Source organism: Kitasatospora sp. NPDC004531, from assembly GCF_053602195.1.
On record NZ_JBSGDD010000024.1, the window covers coordinates 53,536 to 70,322 of the forward strand.

Below are 16,787 nucleotides of genomic sequence, written 5' to 3' on the forward strand. Positions count from 1 at the left end.
ACCCGCCAAGCTGTCCCGGATGATGATTCGCGACGCCACCCCCGAGGACTGGAACGCCATCTGGCCGTTCTTCCACCGCATCGTCCGCGCCGGGGAGACCTTCACCTACCCGGTCGACCTCACGGCCGACACCGCCCGCGACTGGTGGCTGCTGACGGCGCCCAACCGCACCGTCGTCGCCGTCGGCGAGGACGGCACGGTCCTCGGCACCGCCAAGATGAACAACAACCAGTGGGGCAACGGCGCGCACGTCGCCAGCGCCAGCTTCATGGTCGACCCCGACCACGCCGGCCGCGGCACCGGCCGCGCCCTGTGCGAGCACGCCCTCGACTGGGCCCGCCAACAGGGCTTCGCCGCCATGCAGTTCAACGCGGTCGTCGCCAGCAACGCACCGGCCGTGCACCTGTACGAGTCACTCGGGTTCACGGTCCTCGGCACCGTCCCGGAGGGCTTCCGCCACCCCGTCCTCGGCCCGGTCGGGCTGCACATCATGCACCGGCCGCTGTAGACCGCACCTCACGCACCGCCCGACGCCCGCACCTCACGCACCGCCCGCCGCAACACCGCCCGCCGCCCGCACCGCCCGCCGCGAGGCCGCCGTCACCAGCAGCGAAACGACGGCCAGAGCGGCGATCGCCCAGCCCGGGTCGACGGCCTGCGCGAGCGCCCCGGCGATCGCCGCGCCGATGCCCTGCCAGGTGATCCGCCCCGCCGACTCCACGCCCTGCACCTGGCCGCGCTCCGCGTCCGGCGTCAACGCCAGCAGCCGCTCCTGCAACGGCAGCGTCGCCGCGAACCCCGCCCCGGCCACGCCCACCAGCAGCGCCGCCACCGGCAGCGGGGGCCGCAGCGCCAGCAGCAGGAACGGCCCGGCCAGCAGCAGCCGCAGCAGATACGCCCACCGCGCCCGCCCGGCCCGGTCCAGCAGCCGGCCGACCACCAGGTCGCCCACCAGCATCCCGGCCGAACCCGCCGCCAGCAGCACGCCCGCCCAGGTCGGCCGGTACGGCAGGAACAGCGCCTCGCAGCCCACGACCAGCCCGTTGGGCACCCACAGGTTCAGCAGCAGCGCCCGCCGCCCGGGCCGGCCGAGCAGCGCCACGTTGCCCTGCCAGGTCTCCCGCAGGCCCGGCCGGCGCGCCGCCCGCACCGAGCGCTCCCGCACCGTCGCCGCCACCACGGCCGTCGCCAGCGCCCCCAGCACCCCCGCCAGGCCGAAGACCTGGTACGGGCTCAAGACCGCCAGCAGCGCCCCGCCGAGCGCGAAGCCGAGCACCGACGCGCCGCCCGCCGTGATGTTCATCAGCGACCGGGCGGGCGCGTAGCCGGCCGCCGGGACGATCTCCGTCAGCAGCCCCATCCGGGCGCCCGTGCCCAGCGACTGGAAGTACCCCACCACCAGCAGCAGCGCGAACCGGGCGAGCAGCGGCAGCCCGGGCACGGCCTGCGCGGCGACCGCCGCCAGCGACAGCCCGTGCAGCGCCACCAGGGTCCGCCGCGGCCGCCCGCCGTCCGCGACCGACATCAGCGTCAACGCGCCCGCCACCGCCGCGAACGAGGACCCGAACATGCTCAGCGCCGTCAGCAGCGGCGACCCGGTCCGCGCCTGCACCAGCGACCCCAGCGCGAACCCGGACAGCGTCCCCGCCGCCGCCGTCAGCGAGAAGCTCACGTACAGCCCGGCGAACTCCCGCTGCCGCAGCAGCTCCAAGTACCCCACCGGACGGGCGGATCGGCCCGTCCCCTTGCCCAACACCGTGTCAGAAGTCATAAAAAAAGCCTCCGACGCTGCCGCGGGCGCGTTCGGAGACCAACACAGGGACCATAGCAGCAGCGCCGCCGAAACCGCCAACCGTGCTGTCCCGCACACCTTTTGGGGACCGGACCCGCCCCCGCGGCCGTTCTGGCACAGTGTCCCCCATGCGATCCGTCATCACCCGCACCGCCCTGGGCTGCCTGGCCCTCGGCGTCGCCCTCACCCTCACCGGGTGCGACTTCCCGGGCACCGGCTCCAAGAGCGCCGCCAAGTCGCCCGCCGCCGCCGAGCCCTCGGACGACAACTGGGACCAGGCGATCGACGCCGAACTCAACCTGCTCAGCGGCCTGAAGGGCATCAACCCGGACCTGATCGCCGATCAGCAGAAGGCCATCGACGCCGCCGCCGACCTCTGCAAGGAGATCAAGAAGCCCTCCGCCGACAGCGCGGGCCTCGGCGCCCTCGCCGTGAGCAAGTTCCCCGACGCCCAGGGCCTCACCCCCGCCGACGGCGACAAGATCGTCGCCGTCCTCAAGGACACCACCTGCAAGTAGCCCCACCCGCGGACACGACGGAGCCCCGCCGCGCCACGACCCGAAGGTCCCCAAGGCGCGGCGGGGCTCCGCCCGTTGCGTCAGGCCCCGCGCAGCACCGCGCCGGTGCGCTCCGCGGCCACCGCGACCGCCGACCCGCGGGCCGCCGACGCCTCGTCCGCGGTCAGCGTCCGGTCCGCGGCACGGAAGCGCAGCGTGTACGCCAGCGACTTCTTGCCCGCACCGGCCTGCTCGCCCGTGAACACGTCGAACAGCCGCAGCGACTCCAGCAGTTCGCCCGCGCCCTCGCGCAGCGCCGACTCCACGTCCGCCGCGTGCACGCCCGCGTCCACGATCAGCGCCACGTCCTGCGTCGCCACCGGGTACGACGACACCGGCGGGCCGGACACCCGGCGGCCGTCCTCGAACACCAGGTCCAGGTCGAGCTCCATCGCGGCGGTGCGCTCCGGCAGGTGCATCGCCTTGACGACGCGCGGGTGCAGCTCACCGGCGTGGCCGACGACCACGTCGCCGACCAGCAGCTCGGCGCAGCGCCCCGGGTGCCACGGCGCGTACTGCGCCTGGCGGACCGTCAGCTCCACGCCCGCGGCCGCGGCGACCGTGCGGGCCGCCTCGATCGCGTCCGCCCAGCCGGACGGCGCGCCCTTGCCCCACCAGCCCGACGGCAGCCGCTCGCCGGTCAGCGCGACGGCGACCCGGCGCGGCTGGTCGGGCAGCGCCGCGTTCAGCTCGGCGAGCTGCTCCTCGGTCGGACGGCGGTCCACCGGCAGCCGCGGCGCGACCTTCGGCTCGGCCTTCGGCAGGAACACCGTGCCGGTCTCGAACAGCGCCAGGTCGGTGTTGCCCCGCCCGACGTTGCGGCGCAGCGCGCCCAGCAGGCCCGGCAGCAGCGTGGTGCGCAGCGCCGGCTCGGCGTCGTTCAGCGGGTTGACCAGCTTCACGGTGCGCCGCCGCGCGTCGTCCGCGTCCAGGCCGAGGCCGTCGAACGCGGCGTCGCCGACGAACGGGTACGCGTTGATCTCCACGTAGCCGGCGCCGGCCAGCGCCACGCCGACCCGGCGGTGGAAGCGCTGCGCCTCGCTCAGGCCGCGGCCGGGCGGCACGATCGGCATCCGGGCGGGGACGTTGTCGTAGCCCTCCAGCCGGACGACCTCCTCGACCAGGTCGTACGGGTCGGTCAGGTCGGGCCGCCAGGACGGCGGGGTGACCTCCAGCACGTCCGCGCCGACGACCGTGCAGCCGACCTCCTGGAGGCGGCGGGCGACGGTCTCGCGGCCGTACTCGGCGCCGGCCACCCGGTCCGGCAGGCCGGCGTCGATGGCGATGGTGCGCACCGGGTGCGGGGCGGCGATGTCGGTCACCCCGGCCTCGGCGGTGCCGCCGGCGATCAGCACCAGCAGGTCCACGGCGCGCTGCGCGGCGGCCCGGGCGGCCTCCGGGTCGACGCCGCGCTCGAAGCGCTTGGACGCCTCGGAGGGCAGCTTGTGGCGCTTGGCGGCGCGGGCGATCGCGACCGGCTCGAAGTGCGCGGCCTCGATGATGATCTCGGTGGAGCCGGTGACGACGCCGGTCTCCGGGTCGGTGACGGGCTCCAGGATCTCGGTGCTCGCCCCGCCCATCACGCCGGCCAGGCCGATCGGGCCGGAGTTGTCGCAGATCAGCAGGTCCTCGGCGGACAGCTTGCGCTTGACGCCGTCCAGCGTGGTCAGCGTCTCCCCGTCGGTGGCGCGGCGGACCAGGATCGGCCCGTCGACGCGCTCGCGGTCGTACGCGTGCAGCGGCTGGCCGACCTCCAGCATCACGTAGTTGGTGATGTCCACGGCCAGCGAGATCGGCCGGATGCCGGACTTCTGCAGGCGGCGCTGCAGCCAGATCGGCGACTGCGCGGCCGGGTTCACGCCGGTGACGGTGCGGGCCACGAAGCGGTCGCAGCCCACCGGGTCGGCGACCTTCACCAGGTAGCCGTAGGAGTTCGCCGGCGGCACGTCCAGCAGCGCCGGGTCGGCCAGCGGCAGGCCGTACGCGGCGGCGGCCTCGCGGGCCACGCCGCGCATCGACAGGCAGTAGCCGCGGTCCGGGGTGACGGCGATGTCGAGCACCTCGTCGACCAGCTGCAGCAGCTCGATCGCGTCGGTACCGGCCTCGTACTCCGGCGGCAGCACGATGATGCCGTTGTGGTCGTCGCCCATGCCGAGCTCGCGGGCGGAGCAGATCATGCCGGCCGAGGTGTGGCCGTAGGTCTGCCGGGCGGAGATCGGGAACGGGCCGGGCAGCACGCCGCCGGGCAGGATCACCACGACCTTGTCGCCGACCTGGAAGTTGGTCGCGCCGCAGACGATCTCCTGCGGCTCGCCGGTGCCGTTGGCGTTGCCGACGTTGACGAAGCAGTGCCGGATCGGCTTCTTGAAGCCCGACAGCTCGTCGATCGACAGCACCTCGCCGACCACCAGCGGGCCCTTGATGTCGGTGCCGAGCTGCTCGACCGTCTCGACCTCGAGACCCGCGCGGACCAGCCGGGCCGCGACGTCGCGTCCGGTCTCGCCCGCCGGCAGGTCGACGTACTCGCGCAGCCAGGAAAGCGGGACGCGCATCAGATCTCCATCCCGAACGGGAGGGTGAAGCGGACGTCACCCTCGACCATGTCGCGCATGTCGGCGACGTTGTGACGGTTCATCAGGATCCGCTCCAGGCCCAGGCCGAACGCGAATCCGCTGTAGCGGTTCGGGTCGATGCCCGCGGCGACCAGCACGCGGGGGTTGACCACGCCGCAGCCGCCCAGCTCGATCCAGCCCTCCGAGGAGCAGGTCCGGCACGGGCGGTCGGGGTTGCCCACCGAGGCGCCGCGGCACACGAAGCACTGCAGGTCGATCTCGGCGCTGGGCTCGGTGAACGGGAAGTACGAGGGCCGCCAGCGCAGCTCCAGGCCGCCGCCGATCAGCTTCTCCACCAGCACCTCGATGGTGCCCTTCAGGTGGCCGAAGGTCAGGCCCTCGTCCACCGCGATCGCCTCGACCTGGCGGAACACCGGGGTGTGCGTGGCGTCCAGCTCGTCGGTCCGGTACACCCGGCCCGGGCTGACCGCGTACAGCGGCGGCTCGCCGGCCAGCATCGCGCGGATCTGCACCGGCGAGGTCTGGGTGCGCAGCACCATGCCGGAGTCGGCGGTGCCGTCGGGGGCCTCGACGAAGAAGGTGTCCTGCATCGAGCGGGCCGGGTGGTCGGCGTGCAGGTTGAGGGCGTCGAAGTTCAGCCACTCCGCCTCGACCTCGGGGCCGGACGCCACCTGGTAGCCCATCGCGACGAAGGTGTCCTCGATGCGCTCGGCGAGCGTGGTCAGCGGGTGCCGGGCGCCGCGCGGGACACGGCCGTAGGGCAGCGTGACGTCCACCGCCTCCTCGACCAGCACCCGGGCGTCGCGCTCCGCCTCCAGCTCGGCCTGCCGCTTGGCGAGGGCCTGGTTCACCGCTCCGCGGGCCTGGCCGATCAGCTTGCCCGCGGCGGCCTTGGCCTGCGGCGGGAGCGCGCCGATCTCACGGTTGGCGAGCGAGAGCGGGGAACGGTCGCCGGTGTGCGCGACCTTCGCCTGCTTGAGCTCGTCGAGGTCGGCGGCGGCGGCGAAGGCGGCGATCGCCTCGTCCCGGGCCTGTTCCACCACCTCGGGCTTGAGGGCCTCGACCTCGACCGGGTCGTACGACTTGTTGGGTGCCGACATCTCTATGCTTCCCGTGCTCCTGCTCGTGATCAGGTCTGCTGCCTCGCCGGGCGTCCGCGAGAACGCCAAGGGTCGAGTGTAGTCGCAGCCTGCGACCGGCCACGTGGGGCGACCGCGGGACGGAAGCGCTCAGAGCATGAAGTCCGGGACGCCGGCGGGCAGCACGAACCGGAACCTGGCCCCGCCGCCCTCCGCCCGGCTGATCCGGATCACCCCGCCGTGCGCCTCCACGATGCCCTTGACGATGTACAGCCCCAGGCCCGTCCCGCCGCGCTTGGAGCCCCGCCAGAACCGGGTGAACACCCGCGGCATCGCCTCCTCCGCGATGCCCGCGCCCTGGTCGCTGACGGTGACGGCGGTGCCCTCGATGGTCCGCGGCGGCGACCCGGCGTCCTCCACCACGTCCAGGGCCGGCCCCAGCTCGATCGTCACCGTGCCCTCGCCGTGCCGCACCGCGTTCTCCAGCAGGTTCGCCAGCACCTGGTCGATCTTGTCGGGATCGCCCCACTGCTCGCCCAGCGGCCCCGCCACCCGGATGTCGAACCGCTCCTCGGGGATGCCCGCCGCGACCTTCCCCTGCACGTGCCGGCGCACCGCCGCCGCCAGGTCCAGCCGCTGGCGGCGGATCTCCAGCCGGCCCGCGTCGATCCGCGAGATGTCCAGCAGCTCCGCGATCAACCGGGTCACCCGGTCCGCGTCCGCGTCGACGGTCTCCAGCATCACCCGCTTCTGGCCGTCGTTGAAGCGCTCCCACTTCGCCAGCAGCGTCGCCGTGAACCCCTTCACGCTGGTCAGCGGCGAGCGCAGCTCGTGCGCGACGGTCGCGATCAGCTCGGCGTGGCTGCGCTCGGTGCGCCGCCGCGCCTCGGTGCCGCGCAGCGTCACCACCACCCGCCGCACCGGCCCGCCCGGCCGCTCCCGCACGTAGCGGGCGCACACCAGCACTTCCCGCCCGCCGGGCAGCAGCAGGTTCCGCTCGGGCTGGCCGCTGCGCACCGCCAGGCCCCCGTACGGGTCGGTCAGCTGCCACCAGCGGCGCCCGTCCAGGTCCTCCAGCGGCAGCGCCCGCTCCAGCGCCACGCCGATCGCGCAGTGCGCGCTGCGGCCGGTGAGGCGTTCGGCGGCCCGGTTGAAGACCACCACCCGGCCGTGCGCGTCCGCGATCACCAGCCCGTCCGGCAGGTCGTCCGGTTCCAGGGTCGCCAAGCCGTCGTCGCCGCCCATGGGTGTCCTCCCCCGCCCCGTACCGGCTCTGAGGGCACCGACCCTAGCGCGCTCAGGCCGTGCCGCGACACCCGCCGGGGGAGCGCTGGGCGCGCGCGGAGGCGTACAGGCACACGGCGGCGGCCGTGGCGAGATTCAAGCTCTCCGCGTGCCCGTGGATGGGGACGCGCACCACCTCGTCCGCCAGCGCCCGGGTCTCCTCCGGCAGGCCCCACGCCTCGTTGCCGAACACCCACGCGCACGGCCCTTCGAGGGTGCCCTCGTCCAGCTCCTGGTCCAGGTCGCGCTGCCCGGCGCCGTCCGCGGCCAGCACCCGCACCCCGGCCGCGCGCAGCCGCGCCACCGCCTCCTCCACCGGCACCCCGGTCGCGAACGGCAGGTGGAACAGGCTGCCCACGGACGCCCGCACCGCCTTCGGGTTGTACGGGTCCACCGAGGCGTCGGTCAGCACCACCGCGTCCGCGCCCGCCGCGTCCGCCGTGCGCAGCACCGTGCCCGCGTTCCCGGGGTCGCGCACGTGCGCGAGCACCGCGACCAGCTTCGGCCGGGCCGCCAGCACCTGCTCGAACGGCGTGTCGATGAACCGGCACAGCGCGACGATGCCCTGCGGGGTGACGGTGTCGCAGATCTCCGCGATCACTTCCTCGGTGGCGGTCAGCACCGGCAGCCCCTCGGCGTGCGCGGTGGCCACGATCTCCGCGTGCCGCTCGGCGGCGTCCCGGGTCAGGTACACCTCCACCACGGCGTGCTCCCCGCCGGGCAGCCGCCCGAACGCCACCGCCTCCCGCACGGCCTGCGGGCCCTCGGCCAGGAAACGCCGCTCCTTGCTCCGCTGGTTGCGCTTGGCCAGTCGGCGGGCGGCGACGACGCGCGGGGAGCGCAGGGAGGTCAGCAGGGGGGTCTCGGTGCTCATGCTCACGTTCTTCGTCACGGAGGGGCGGGCGGACAAGGGGCGCGGTAACGCACGGACCCGCAGGCCGGGCGGCCTGCGGGTCCGGGAAAAGCAGTCAGGGCACGGCCTGGATCAGGCGGCGACCTTGGGGGCGTTGACGTCCTCCGGCAGCGCCTTCTGGGCAACCTCGACCAGCGCGTTGAACGCGACGGTGTCGTTGACCGCGAGCTCGGCGAGCATCTTGCGGTCGATCTCGACGCCGGCGGCCTTCAGGCCCTGCACGAAGCGGTTGTAGGTCATGCCGTTGGCGCGGGCAGCGGCGTTGATGCGCTGGATCCACAGCTGACGGAAGTCGCCCTTGCGCTTCTTGCGGTCGTTGAAGTTGTAAACGAGCGAGTGGGTGACCTGCTCCTTGGCCTTGCGGTACAGGCGCGAGCGCTGGCCGCGGTAGCCGGAGGCGCGCTCCAGGATGACCCGGCGCTTCTTGTGGGCGTTCACTGCCCGCTTGACGCGTGCCACTTCATTACTCCTTGGTTCCGGACCCCGGGTTCGTGCCGCCGGTCCGTTATTCGATTCGGTCGGTAAGGATCAGCTGTGCCCGCGGCCGTGCCGCGGGCGGGCGATCACTTGCCGAGAAGCTTCTTGATCTTCTTGGCGTCGCCGGGGGCCATCTCGGCGTTGCCGGCCAGCTTGCGGGTCAGCGTCGAGGGCTTGTGCTCAAGCAGGTGGCGACGGCCGGCACGCTCGCGCAGCACCTTCCCGGAGCCAGTGATCTTGAAGCGCTTGCTGGCGCCGCTGTGCGTCTTCTGCTTCGGCATGTCGCCGTATCTCCTCGTCGGTCCGTTCGCGGCCCGCACCTCGGGGGGTGCGGGCCGGAACTGGATGGATCTCGTCGCCGGGGCGGATGCCCCGGTTCCGGTGCCGATCCCGTCCGGATTCCGAGCCCGAAGGCTCAGGCGTCCTGGGCGGTCTCGGCGGGCTGCTCGACCTCGGCGGTCTCGGCGGCCGGCTCGACCTCGGCGGTCTCGGTCTCCTCGACCTGCTCCGCCGCGTCGGCCTCCGCCTGCTCGGCGGCCGGGCCGCGACCGAGTCGCTCCGCCTTGCGGGCGTCGGCGATCGCGCGGGCCTCGGCCATCGCCTCGGTCTTCTTCTTGTGCGGGCCGAGAACCATGATCATGTTTCGGCCGTCCTGCTTGGCCGCAGACTCCACGAAGCCCAGCTCCTGGACGTCCTCCGCGAGCCGCTGCAGCAGTCGGAAGCCCAGCTCGGGGCGGGACTGCTCACGACCGCGGAACATGATCGTGATCTTGACCTTGTCGCCCTGCTTGAGGAACCGGACGACGTGACCCTTCTTGGTGTCATAGTCGTGCGGGTCGATCTTCGGCCGGAGCTTCATCTCCTTGATGACCGTGTGCGCCTGGTTCTTGCGCGCCTCACGGGCCTTCATGGCCGACTCGTACTTGAACTTGCCGTAGTCCATGAGCTTGCACACCGGCGGGCGCGCCGTGGCGGCGACCTCGACCAGGTCCAGGTCGTACTCCTGGGCAAGCTCCAGCGCCTTCGCGAGCGGGACGATGCCGACCTGCTCGCCGCTGGGACCGACGAGTCGCACCTCGGGGACGCGAATCCGGTCGTTGATGCGGGGCTCGGTGCTGATGGGGCCTCCTCGGTTGCACCTTCTTCGATGCGGCCGTCGGACGGCGGTCGCACGTAGTGGTTTCGACCACTGGGCGGGGCTTCATTCATGCTTCGCTGCCACCGTCGTCCGACAGGGGCACCGAGCGCACGAAAAAAGCCCCGCACGGTACAGGCGGGGCTCCACACGTTCCGGGATGCCCTGACGGACACCACTGGCGGCGGGCAATCCTTGCGGCGCCTGCCACGGACCGGACCCGTCGGCCCTTCGGCCGCTCGGGTGGGAGACTGTCGCGGTTGCCCTCTCGGGCCTCCTGAGGTGGAGCCTCCACTTGCTGGCCTGGCATCCGAATCGGATTCCTGGCCGGTCAGTCTCGAAGCATACCAGCGTTCCGAGGCCGACCGGTATTCCGGTCCGCCACCACCCGCCTTGTACGCTCCCTTTGTACTGCGCTTTCGCACCAGCATCCCGGAGTGACACCTTGACCAGCCAGCCCGACCACTCGCCCGAGTCCGACCAGGCCCTCGGTTTCGACGACCTGACCCGCGACATCGCCGAGGTCCCCGCCGTCGAGGTGATCACCACCGTCGCCGTCCACCTGATGAGCGCCGCCGCCGTCAAGTGCGGCCTGGCCGAGGGCGGCGAGGCCGACAAGGACCTCGACGAGGCCCGCAAGCTGATCACCGCCCTGGCCGGCCTGGTCACCGCCGGAGCCCCCGAGATCTCCAACTTCCACGCCGCCCCCCTCCGCGACGGCCTCCGCTCCCTCCAGCTCGCCTTCCGCGAAGCCTCCCTCGTCCCCGACGCCCCCGGCTCCGGCCCCGGCGAGAAGTTCACGGGCCCCGTCTACTCCTGACCCGCCCCACCCGAGGCGCCTCCCGCACCCCTGCCGGAGGCGCCTTCGCCTTCCTCCTCGCTTGCGCCCACACACACACCGAAGCCGCCCGCCGGGAAACTTCCCCGACGGGCGGCTTCGGCGTCAGCGACTACGCGTCGTACTCACTGAGCGGCGGGCACGAGCACACCAGGTTCCGGTCGCCGTACGCGCCGTCGATGCGCCGCACCGCCGGCCAGTACTTGTCCGCCGGGTTGACGCCCGCCGGGAAGACGGCCTCCTCGCGGGTGTAGGGGTGCGCCCACTCCCCCGCCAGCATCGCCGCCGTGTGCGGGGCGTTGTGCAGCGGGTTGTCGTCCGCCGCCCACTCGCCCGCGCCGACCTTCTCGATCTCCCCGCGGATAGCGATCATCGCCGCGCAGAACCGGTCGATCTCGTGCAGGTCCTCGGACTCGGTCGGCTCGATCATCAGCGTGCCGGCCACCGGGAACGACATCGTCGGCGCGTGGAACCCGTAGTCGATGAGCCGCTTGGCGATGTCGTCGACGCTGACGCCGGTCTCCTTGCTGAGCGGCCGCAGGTCGATGATGCACTCGTGCGCGACCAGCCCGCCGGGGCCGGTGTACAGCACCGGGAAGTGCGGGGCGAGCCGCTTGGCGATGTAGTTGGCGTTCAGCACGGCCACCTGGGTGGCGCGCTTGAGGCCCTCGCCGCCCATCAGGCGGACGTACGCCCAGGAGATCGGCAGGATCGCCGCCGAGCCCCACGGCGCGGCCGAGATCGGGCCGACGCCGGTCGCGGGGCCGGCCTCGGCCTGCAGCGGGTGGTTCGGCAGGTACGGCGCGAGGTGCGCGCGCACCGCGACCGGGCCGACGCCGGGGCCGCCGCCGCCGTGCGGGATGCAGAAGGTCTTGTGCAGGTTCAGGTGCGAGACGTCCGCGCCGAACTTGCCGGGCTTGGCGAGGCCGACCAGCGCGTTCAGGTTGGCGCCGTCGACGTACACCTGGCCGCCGGCCTCGTGGACGAGGGCGCAGATGTCGGTGATCTGGGTCTCGAACACGCCGTGGGTCGACGGGTAGGTGACCATCAGCACGGCGAGCTGCTCGCGGTGCTGCTCGATCTTCGCCTTCAGGTCCTCGACGTCGACGTCGCCGTCGGCCAGCGTCTTGACCACGACGACCCGCATGCCGGCCATCGCCGCCGAGGCCGCGTTGGTGCCGTGCGCGGACGACGGGATCAGGCAGACGTCGCGCTGGGTGTCGCCGTTCGCCCGGTGGTAGGCACGCACCGCCAGCAGACCGGCCAGCTCGCCCTGCGAGCCCGCGTTCGGCTGGATCGACACCGCGTCGTACCCGGTGACCTCGACCAGCTGCTGCTCCAGCTCGCGGATCAGGGTCAGGAACCCGGCGGCCTGGTCGACCGGCGCGAACGGGTGCAGCTGCCCGAACTCGGGCCAGGTGATCGGCTCCATCTCGGTGGTCGCGTTGAGCTTCATGGTGCAGGAGCCCAGCGGGATCATGCCGCGGTCGAGCGCGTAGTCGCGGTCCGAGAGGCGGCGCAGGTAGCGCAGCATCGCGGTCTCGGAGCGGTGGCTGTGGAACACCGGGTGGGTGAGGTACTCGTCCTCGCGCAGCGCAGCGGCCGGCAGCGCATCGGCGTCCTCGGCGATCTCCGCGGAGACCCCGAACGCGGCGAACACGGCCGCCAGGTGCTCACGGGTGGTCGTCTCGTCGCAGGAAACCGAAACCCGGTCGCCGTCCACCCGGTGCACGTTGACGCCGCCGGCCAGCGCGGCGGCGACGATCTCGTCGGCGCGGCCCGGCACCACGGCCGTCACGGTGTCGAAGAACGCCTCGTGGGCGAGCTCGACGCCGCCCGCGCGCAGGCCGGAGGCGAGCGCGGCGGCGTAGCGGTGGGTGCGGCGGGCGATGTCGGCGAGGCCGTCGGGGCCGTGGTAGACGGCGTACATGGAGGCCATCACGGCGAGCAGCACCTGCGCGGTGCAGATGTTGGAGGTGGCCTTCTCGCGGCGGATGTGCTGCTCGCGGGTCTGCAGGGCGAGGCGGTAGGCGCGGTTGCCGTCGGCGTCGACGGAGACGCCGACCAGGCGGCCGGGCAGGTTGCGGGCGTACTCGGCGCGCACGGCGAGGTAGCCGGCGTGCGGGCCGCCGAAGCCCATCGGGACGCCGAAGCGCTGCGAGGTGCCGCAGGCGATGTCGGCGCCGAGCTCGCCGGGCGAGCGCAGCAGGGTGAGGGCGAGCAGGTCGGCGGCGACGGCGACGATCGCGCCGAGCTGGTGGGCCTGCTCGATGACGGGCTTGATCTCGCGGACGGCGCCGGACGCGCCGGGGTACTGGAGCAGCACGCCGAACACGCCGCGCTCGGCGATCTCGGCCGGGATGCCGTTGGACAGGTCGGCGGTGACGACCTCGACGCCGGTCGGCTCGGCGCGGGTCTGGATCACGGCGAGGGTCTGCGGCAGGGTGTCGGCGTCGACCAGGAAGACGCCGCCCTTGACCTTGGTGACGCGCCGGGCGAGGGCCATCGCCTCGGCGGCCGCGGTGCCCTCGTCGAGCAGCGAGGAGCCGGAGGTGGCCAGGCCGGTCAGGTCGGAGACCATGGTCTGGAAGTTGAGCAGGGCTTCCAGGCGGCCCTGGGAGATCTCCGGCTGGTACGGGGTGTACGCGGTGTACCAGGCGGGGTTCTCGAGGACGTTGCGCAGGATGACCGGCGGGGTGAAGGTGCCGTAGTAGCCGAGGCCGATCATCGAGGTGAGGACCTGGTTGCGGCCGGCCAGCTCGCGCAGTTCGGCGAGCACCTGGGCCTCGCTGCGGCCGGCGGGCAGGCCGAGCGCGGTGAGGCTGCGGATGGCGTCCGGCACAGCGGCGTCGGACAGTTCGTCCAGCGTGCTGTAGCCGACCTGGGCCAGCATCTTCTGCTGGGCGTCGCTGTCGGGGCCGATGTGGCGGTGCTCGAAGGGGCTGGCCTGCTCAAGCGCGGTGAGCGTCGGCTGGGCGTTCATGGGGGTCGGGCCTCCTGGTCGCGGACCGGCGGTGGTACGCACGCCGGCCGGCCGCTGTGGGAGCGTCGGGGCGCACGAACCCGTCAGCCTCCCCCTCTGTCATCGGTACCTGAGAGCTTCGCGCGCCCGGGGTGGTGCCCCGGTCGGCTTGCACCGTCGGCGAGGGCAGCGTCCGAGGGCTTCGGTGCCGACGGTCCTGCCCTGCTTTCCAGAGTGACCTGGCCCTCTCGGTACGGATGCCTGAGAGATTCCGGGGAGGGGTTGCTCCTTCGGCGTCCCGCAACCCGCTTGATCAGCGGTCCGGGACTCTCCCGAGCGGGCTCGGCGGTCGCCGCCCAGGGTACCAGCGCCGGGCTTGACGATCACCGGTACGGCGGTGTGATCCGCCCCGGACGGAGGCATTCGGAATGACACCGTCCGTTACGTGCCTTTTGGTGTGGAATAGCGGCCCGGCACGCTCCTCCGACCGCTCCCCGGACGGGTCCTGCAGGAGCAGCAGCTGGAGGACAGGGTGCAGACCGAAATCGATCCGCGCGACCTGATCGGACACAAGGCGGTCGACCGGAACGGTGACAAGATCGGCACGGTCGACGAGGTCTACCTGGACGACGCCACCGGGGAACCGGAGTGGGCGGCCGTCCGGACGGGCATCTTCGGCCGGGACGCCTTCGTCCCGCTGACCACCAGCGAGTTCTCCGGCGACGAGCTGCACGTCCCGTACGACAAGTCGCTGATCAAGGAGTCCCCGGACTTCGGGGTGGGCCAGCACCTGTCCCCGGAGCAGGAGTTGGAGCTGTACCGGTACTACGGGCTGGACACGGCGGGCGCCGACCGGCCGCTCCGGTTCGCCCCCGCGCCGCCGCCCGCCCCGGCCGCCAAGGAGTACTCGGAGAAGGTCGCCGACCGCGACTTCGGCGACCTCGCCTCCTCCCCCGAACCCGCCCCGGCCCCCGCGCCCGCTCCGGCGCCGGTGCAGGGCCCGGCTCCCGCGCCGGCCGGCTTCACGCCCCCGAGGCCGATCCCCGAGCGGCCCGCCGCCCGTCCCGCCGAGCCGGCCGGGCGGGCGGACCGGCACAAGCCCGCCGCCCCGGTCGAGCTCACCTGCCGCGAGGAGCGCCTGGACATCAGCACCGAGTGGCACACCGTCGGCACCACCCGGCTGCGCAAGTACGTGACCACCGAGGCCGTGGAGCGCCGGGTCCCGCTGGTGCGCGAGCGGGTGCGGGTGGAGCGCATCCCGATCTCGGACGCCGAGCGGGCCTCGCTGAGCGACCAGGAGATCGCCGAGGCCGTCGAGGAGGTCACGCTGCGCGAGGAGCGCCCGGTGGTCCGCAAGTACCTGGCCCCGGTGGAGCGGGTGCGGCTGGTGGTGGAGCGGTACACCGAGGAGCAGGTGATCCGCGAGGAGCTGCGCCGCGAGCAGGTGGAGGTGCACGGCGCGACGAGCGACACCGACCAGGAGACGCAGCGGCGGTCGTGGAACGCGCAGCCGCAGTCCCCGGCGGCGTCTCCGGTCTGACGCAACGCCAACTTCCGGCCCCGGTCCGCCTCGGCGGGCCGGGGCCTTCGCCTTTGCCAAAGTTTAACCATTAGATATTTGACAGCCTGAAGCATCTCCCCCCATCGTTACTTCAGTTCATGCACTATCGCCATATGAAGCAACCCGGAGGATTCCCGTGAGTGAGGCACCACAGCCCACCGCCACGGCCGACAAGCCCACCAGCGCCCGGGTCCTGCCCGCGCTGATCCTCGCCATGCTGGCCTTCAGCGTGGTGCAGACCGCAGTCGTCCCGATCCTTCCGAGCCTGGCCGTGAAGCTGAACGTCTCGGGCTCCGACATCACCTGGCTGATGACCGCCAACCTGCTCTCCGCGGCGGTCCTCACCCCGCTGCTGGGCCGCTTCGGCGACCTGCGCGGCCGCAAGCCGATGCTGCTGGTCTCGCTGGCCGGCCTGGTGCTCGGCTCCGGCCTCGCGGTCTGCACCCACTCCTTCGGCCTGCTGGTCGTCGCCCGGGTCCTGCAGGGCGCGGGCGGCGGCGTGCTGCCGCTGGCGATCAGCATCGTGCGCGACGAACTGCCCAGGCAGAAGGTCACCGCCGGCGTCGCCGCGATCTCCGCCTCGATGGGCGTCGGCTCCGGCCTCGGCCTGGTCGCCACCGGCCTGCTGCTGGAGCAGTGGGACTACAAGTCGATCTTCTGGATGGGCCTGGCCATCGGCCTGGTCGCCGTCCTGCTGGTGGCCCTCCTGGTGCCCAGCGACCCGGTCGTCGACAAGAACGGCGGCGCCGACCCGCTCGGCGCGCTCACCCTGGCCGGCTGGCTCTCCGCCCTGCTGATCGCCGTCAGCCGCGGCAACGACTGGGGCTGGACCTCCAACCGCACCCTCGGCCTGTTCGCCGTCGCCGCCGTCGTCGCCCTGATCTGGCTGCTCGTCGAGTCCAAGGTCTCGCACCCGCTGGTCGACCTCAAGATGATGGCCCGCCCGGCCGTCGCCTTCACCAACATCTCCGGCCTGCTGATCGGCTTCGGCATGTACGGCTCGTTCCTGGTGATCAGCAACTTCGCGCAGACCCCGGAGAAGTACACCCACTACGGCTTCACCGCCACCGTCCTGCACGCCGGCATCATGCTGCTGCCGTCCGCGGTCGGCTCCATGGTCGCCGCCCCGCTCGGCGCCCTCCTGATCGCCCGCCGCGGCCCCCGCCTCCCGCTGGTCGTCGGCGGACTGCTCGGCGCCGTCTCGATGGCCTACCTGGCGCTGCGCCACGACGCCGAGTTCGACATCTACTTCTCCTCCGCCGTCTTCGGCCTCGGCGTCGGCCTGGCCTACGCCGCCATGCCCGCCTACATCAACGGCGCCGTCCCCGCCGAGCAGTCCGGCATCGCCAACGGCATGAACGCCGTCCTGCGCACCGTCGGCGGCGCCGTCGGCACCGCGGTCATGAGCGCGATCCTCACCGGCGACACCCTCCCCGTGCACCTGCCGACCCTGAACGCCTACCAGAACGCCTTCTGGGTCGCCGGCGCCATGTGCCTGGTCGCCGCCGCCGTCCCCTTCGCCATCCGCGCCACCAAGGCCTCCACCCCCGCCCAGTCCCCCGCCCGGACCCTCACCAAGACCGACGCCTGACGGCGTCCCCCTCGCGTACTGGACA

At 72.9% G+C, this 16,787-nt stretch carries 14 protein-coding genes and 2 riboswitches; of the genes, 5 read left to right on the top strand and 9 right to left on the bottom strand.

Annotated elements, in window-relative coordinates:
- Positions 1–19 precede the first annotated feature (19 nt).
- Positions 20–508: an N-acetyltransferase family protein gene (locus tag ACWEMJ_RS13170; protein WP_452137105.1), complete on the top strand. Its 489-nt coding sequence runs from the start codon at positions 20–22 to the stop codon at positions 506–508.
- 33 nt (positions 509–541) lie between these two features.
- Here the strand turns inward: ACWEMJ_RS13170 and ACWEMJ_RS13175 are convergent, their stop codons facing one another.
- Positions 542–1,771 (bottom strand): MFS transporter, encoded by a 1,230-nt coding sequence (locus ACWEMJ_RS13175; RefSeq protein ID WP_452137106.1) that lies wholly within the window; start codon positions 1,769–1,771, stop codon positions 542–544.
- Between the two features lie 149 nt (positions 1,772–1,920).
- Here ACWEMJ_RS13175 and ACWEMJ_RS13180 point away from each other — a divergent pair, with 149 nt between their 5' ends.
- Entirely contained in the window at positions 1,921–2,310 is a 390-nt protein-coding gene (locus ACWEMJ_RS13180; protein ID WP_452137107.1) for a hypothetical protein, read from the top strand.
- An 80-nt stretch (positions 2,311–2,390) separates the two neighbouring features.
- Here the strand turns inward: ACWEMJ_RS13180 and pheT are convergent, their stop codons facing one another.
- The 7 genes from pheT to infC all read right to left on the bottom strand — a co-directional run bounded on the left by pheT (position 2,391) and on the right by infC (position 9,795).
- A complete protein-coding gene (gene pheT, locus ACWEMJ_RS13185) occupies positions 2,391–4,901 on the bottom strand; it encodes a phenylalanine--tRNA ligase subunit beta (protein WP_452137108.1) in 2,511 nt (836 codons plus the stop codon).
- Positions 4,901–6,022 (bottom strand): phenylalanine--tRNA ligase subunit alpha, encoded by a 1,122-nt coding sequence (pheS, locus tag ACWEMJ_RS13190; protein WP_452137109.1) that lies wholly within the window; start codon positions 6,020–6,022, stop codon positions 4,901–4,903. The genes pheT and pheS overlap by 1 nt, the downstream gene beginning before the upstream one ends.
- 129 nt (positions 6,023–6,151) lie before the next feature.
- A complete protein-coding gene (locus tag ACWEMJ_RS13195) occupies positions 6,152–7,246 on the bottom strand; it encodes an ATP-binding protein (RefSeq protein ID WP_452137110.1) in 1,095 nt (364 codons plus the stop codon).
- Positions 7,247–7,298: 52 nt separating this feature from the next.
- Entirely contained in the window at positions 7,299–8,159 is an 861-nt protein-coding gene (locus ACWEMJ_RS13200; RefSeq protein ID WP_452137111.1) for a TrmH family RNA methyltransferase, read from the bottom strand.
- 111 nt (positions 8,160–8,270) lie between these two features.
- The gene (gene rplT / locus ACWEMJ_RS13205) at positions 8,271–8,657 is read right to left on the bottom strand and encodes a 50S ribosomal protein L20 (protein WP_452137112.1); all 387 of its coding nucleotides are present in this window, start codon (positions 8,655–8,657) and stop codon (positions 8,271–8,273) included.
- A gap of 104 nt (positions 8,658–8,761) precedes the next feature.
- Positions 8,762–8,956 carry a 50S ribosomal protein L35 gene (gene rpmI / locus ACWEMJ_RS13210; protein WP_030268653.1) on the bottom strand — a complete coding sequence of 65 codons (195 nt, stop codon included), beginning with the start codon at positions 8,954–8,956 and terminating at the stop codon, positions 8,762–8,764.
- A 134-nt stretch (positions 8,957–9,090) separates the two neighbouring features.
- Complete coding sequence (gene infC, locus ACWEMJ_RS13215) at positions 9,091–9,795, bottom strand: translation initiation factor IF-3 (protein ID WP_452137127.1); 705 nt, start codon at positions 9,793–9,795, stop codon at positions 9,091–9,093.
- 460 nt (positions 9,796–10,255) lie between these two features.
- On the opposite strand from infC, the gene ACWEMJ_RS13220 reads away from it, so the two are divergent.
- Complete coding sequence (locus tag ACWEMJ_RS13220) at positions 10,256–10,630, top strand: DUF1844 domain-containing protein (RefSeq protein ID WP_452137113.1); 375 nt, start codon at positions 10,256–10,258, stop codon at positions 10,628–10,630.
- A gap of 130 nt (positions 10,631–10,760) precedes the next feature.
- Here the strand turns inward: ACWEMJ_RS13220 and gcvP are convergent, their stop codons facing one another.
- Positions 10,761–13,631 carry an aminomethyl-transferring glycine dehydrogenase gene (gcvP, locus tag ACWEMJ_RS13225; RefSeq protein WP_452137114.1) on the bottom strand — a complete coding sequence of 957 codons (2,871 nt, stop codon included), beginning with the start codon at positions 13,629–13,631 and terminating at the stop codon, positions 10,761–10,763.
- A gap of 89 nt (positions 13,632–13,720) precedes the next feature.
- Positions 13,721–13,848, bottom strand: a riboswitch (glycine riboswitch).
- Position 13,849: 1 nt separating this feature from the next.
- Positions 13,850–13,955: riboswitch (glycine riboswitch) on the bottom strand.
- A 187-nt stretch (positions 13,956–14,142) separates the two neighbouring features.
- On the opposite strand from gcvP, the gene ACWEMJ_RS13230 reads away from it, so the two are divergent.
- Positions 14,143–15,150 (top strand): PRC and DUF2382 domain-containing protein, encoded by a 1,008-nt coding sequence (locus ACWEMJ_RS13230; RefSeq protein WP_452137115.1) that lies wholly within the window; start codon positions 14,143–14,145, stop codon positions 15,148–15,150.
- A 157-nt stretch (positions 15,151–15,307) separates the two neighbouring features.
- Positions 15,308–16,762 carry an MFS transporter gene (locus tag ACWEMJ_RS13235; protein WP_452137116.1) on the top strand — a complete coding sequence of 485 codons (1,455 nt, stop codon included), beginning with the start codon at positions 15,308–15,310 and terminating at the stop codon, positions 16,760–16,762.
- Positions 16,763–16,787 lie beyond the last annotated feature (25 nt).

Excerpts from the sequence above, each read along its gene's own strand:
- gcvP (WP_452137114.1), bottom strand. The coding sequence starts at position 13,631 with ATGAACGCCCAGCCGACGCTCACCGCGCTTGAGCAGGCCAGCCCCTTC.
- pheS (WP_452137109.1), bottom strand. The coding sequence starts at position 6,022 with ATGTCGGCACCCAACAAGTCGTACGACCCGGTCGAGGTCGAGGCCCTC.
- ACWEMJ_RS13170 (WP_452137105.1), top strand. The coding sequence starts at position 20 with ATGATGATTCGCGACGCCACCCCCGAGGACTGGAACGCCATCTGGCCG.
- ACWEMJ_RS13195 (WP_452137110.1), bottom strand. The coding sequence starts at position 7,246 with ATGGGCGGCGACGACGGCTTGGCGACCCTGGAACCGGACGACCTGCCG.
- ACWEMJ_RS13200 (WP_452137111.1), bottom strand. The coding sequence starts at position 8,159 with ATGAGCACCGAGACCCCCCTGCTGACCTCCCTGCGCTCCCCGCGCGTC.
- ACWEMJ_RS13175 (WP_452137106.1), bottom strand. The coding sequence starts at position 1,771 with ATGACTTCTGACACGGTGTTGGGCAAGGGGACGGGCCGATCCGCCCGT.
- rpmI (WP_030268653.1), bottom strand. The coding sequence starts at position 8,956 with ATGCCGAAGCAGAAGACGCACAGCGGCGCCAGCAAGCGCTTCAAGATC.
- pheT (WP_452137108.1), bottom strand. The coding sequence starts at position 4,901 with ATGCGCGTCCCGCTTTCCTGGCTGCGCGAGTACGTCGACCTGCCGGCG.
- ACWEMJ_RS13180 (WP_452137107.1), top strand. The coding sequence starts at position 1,921 with ATGCGATCCGTCATCACCCGCACCGCCCTGGGCTGCCTGGCCCTCGGC.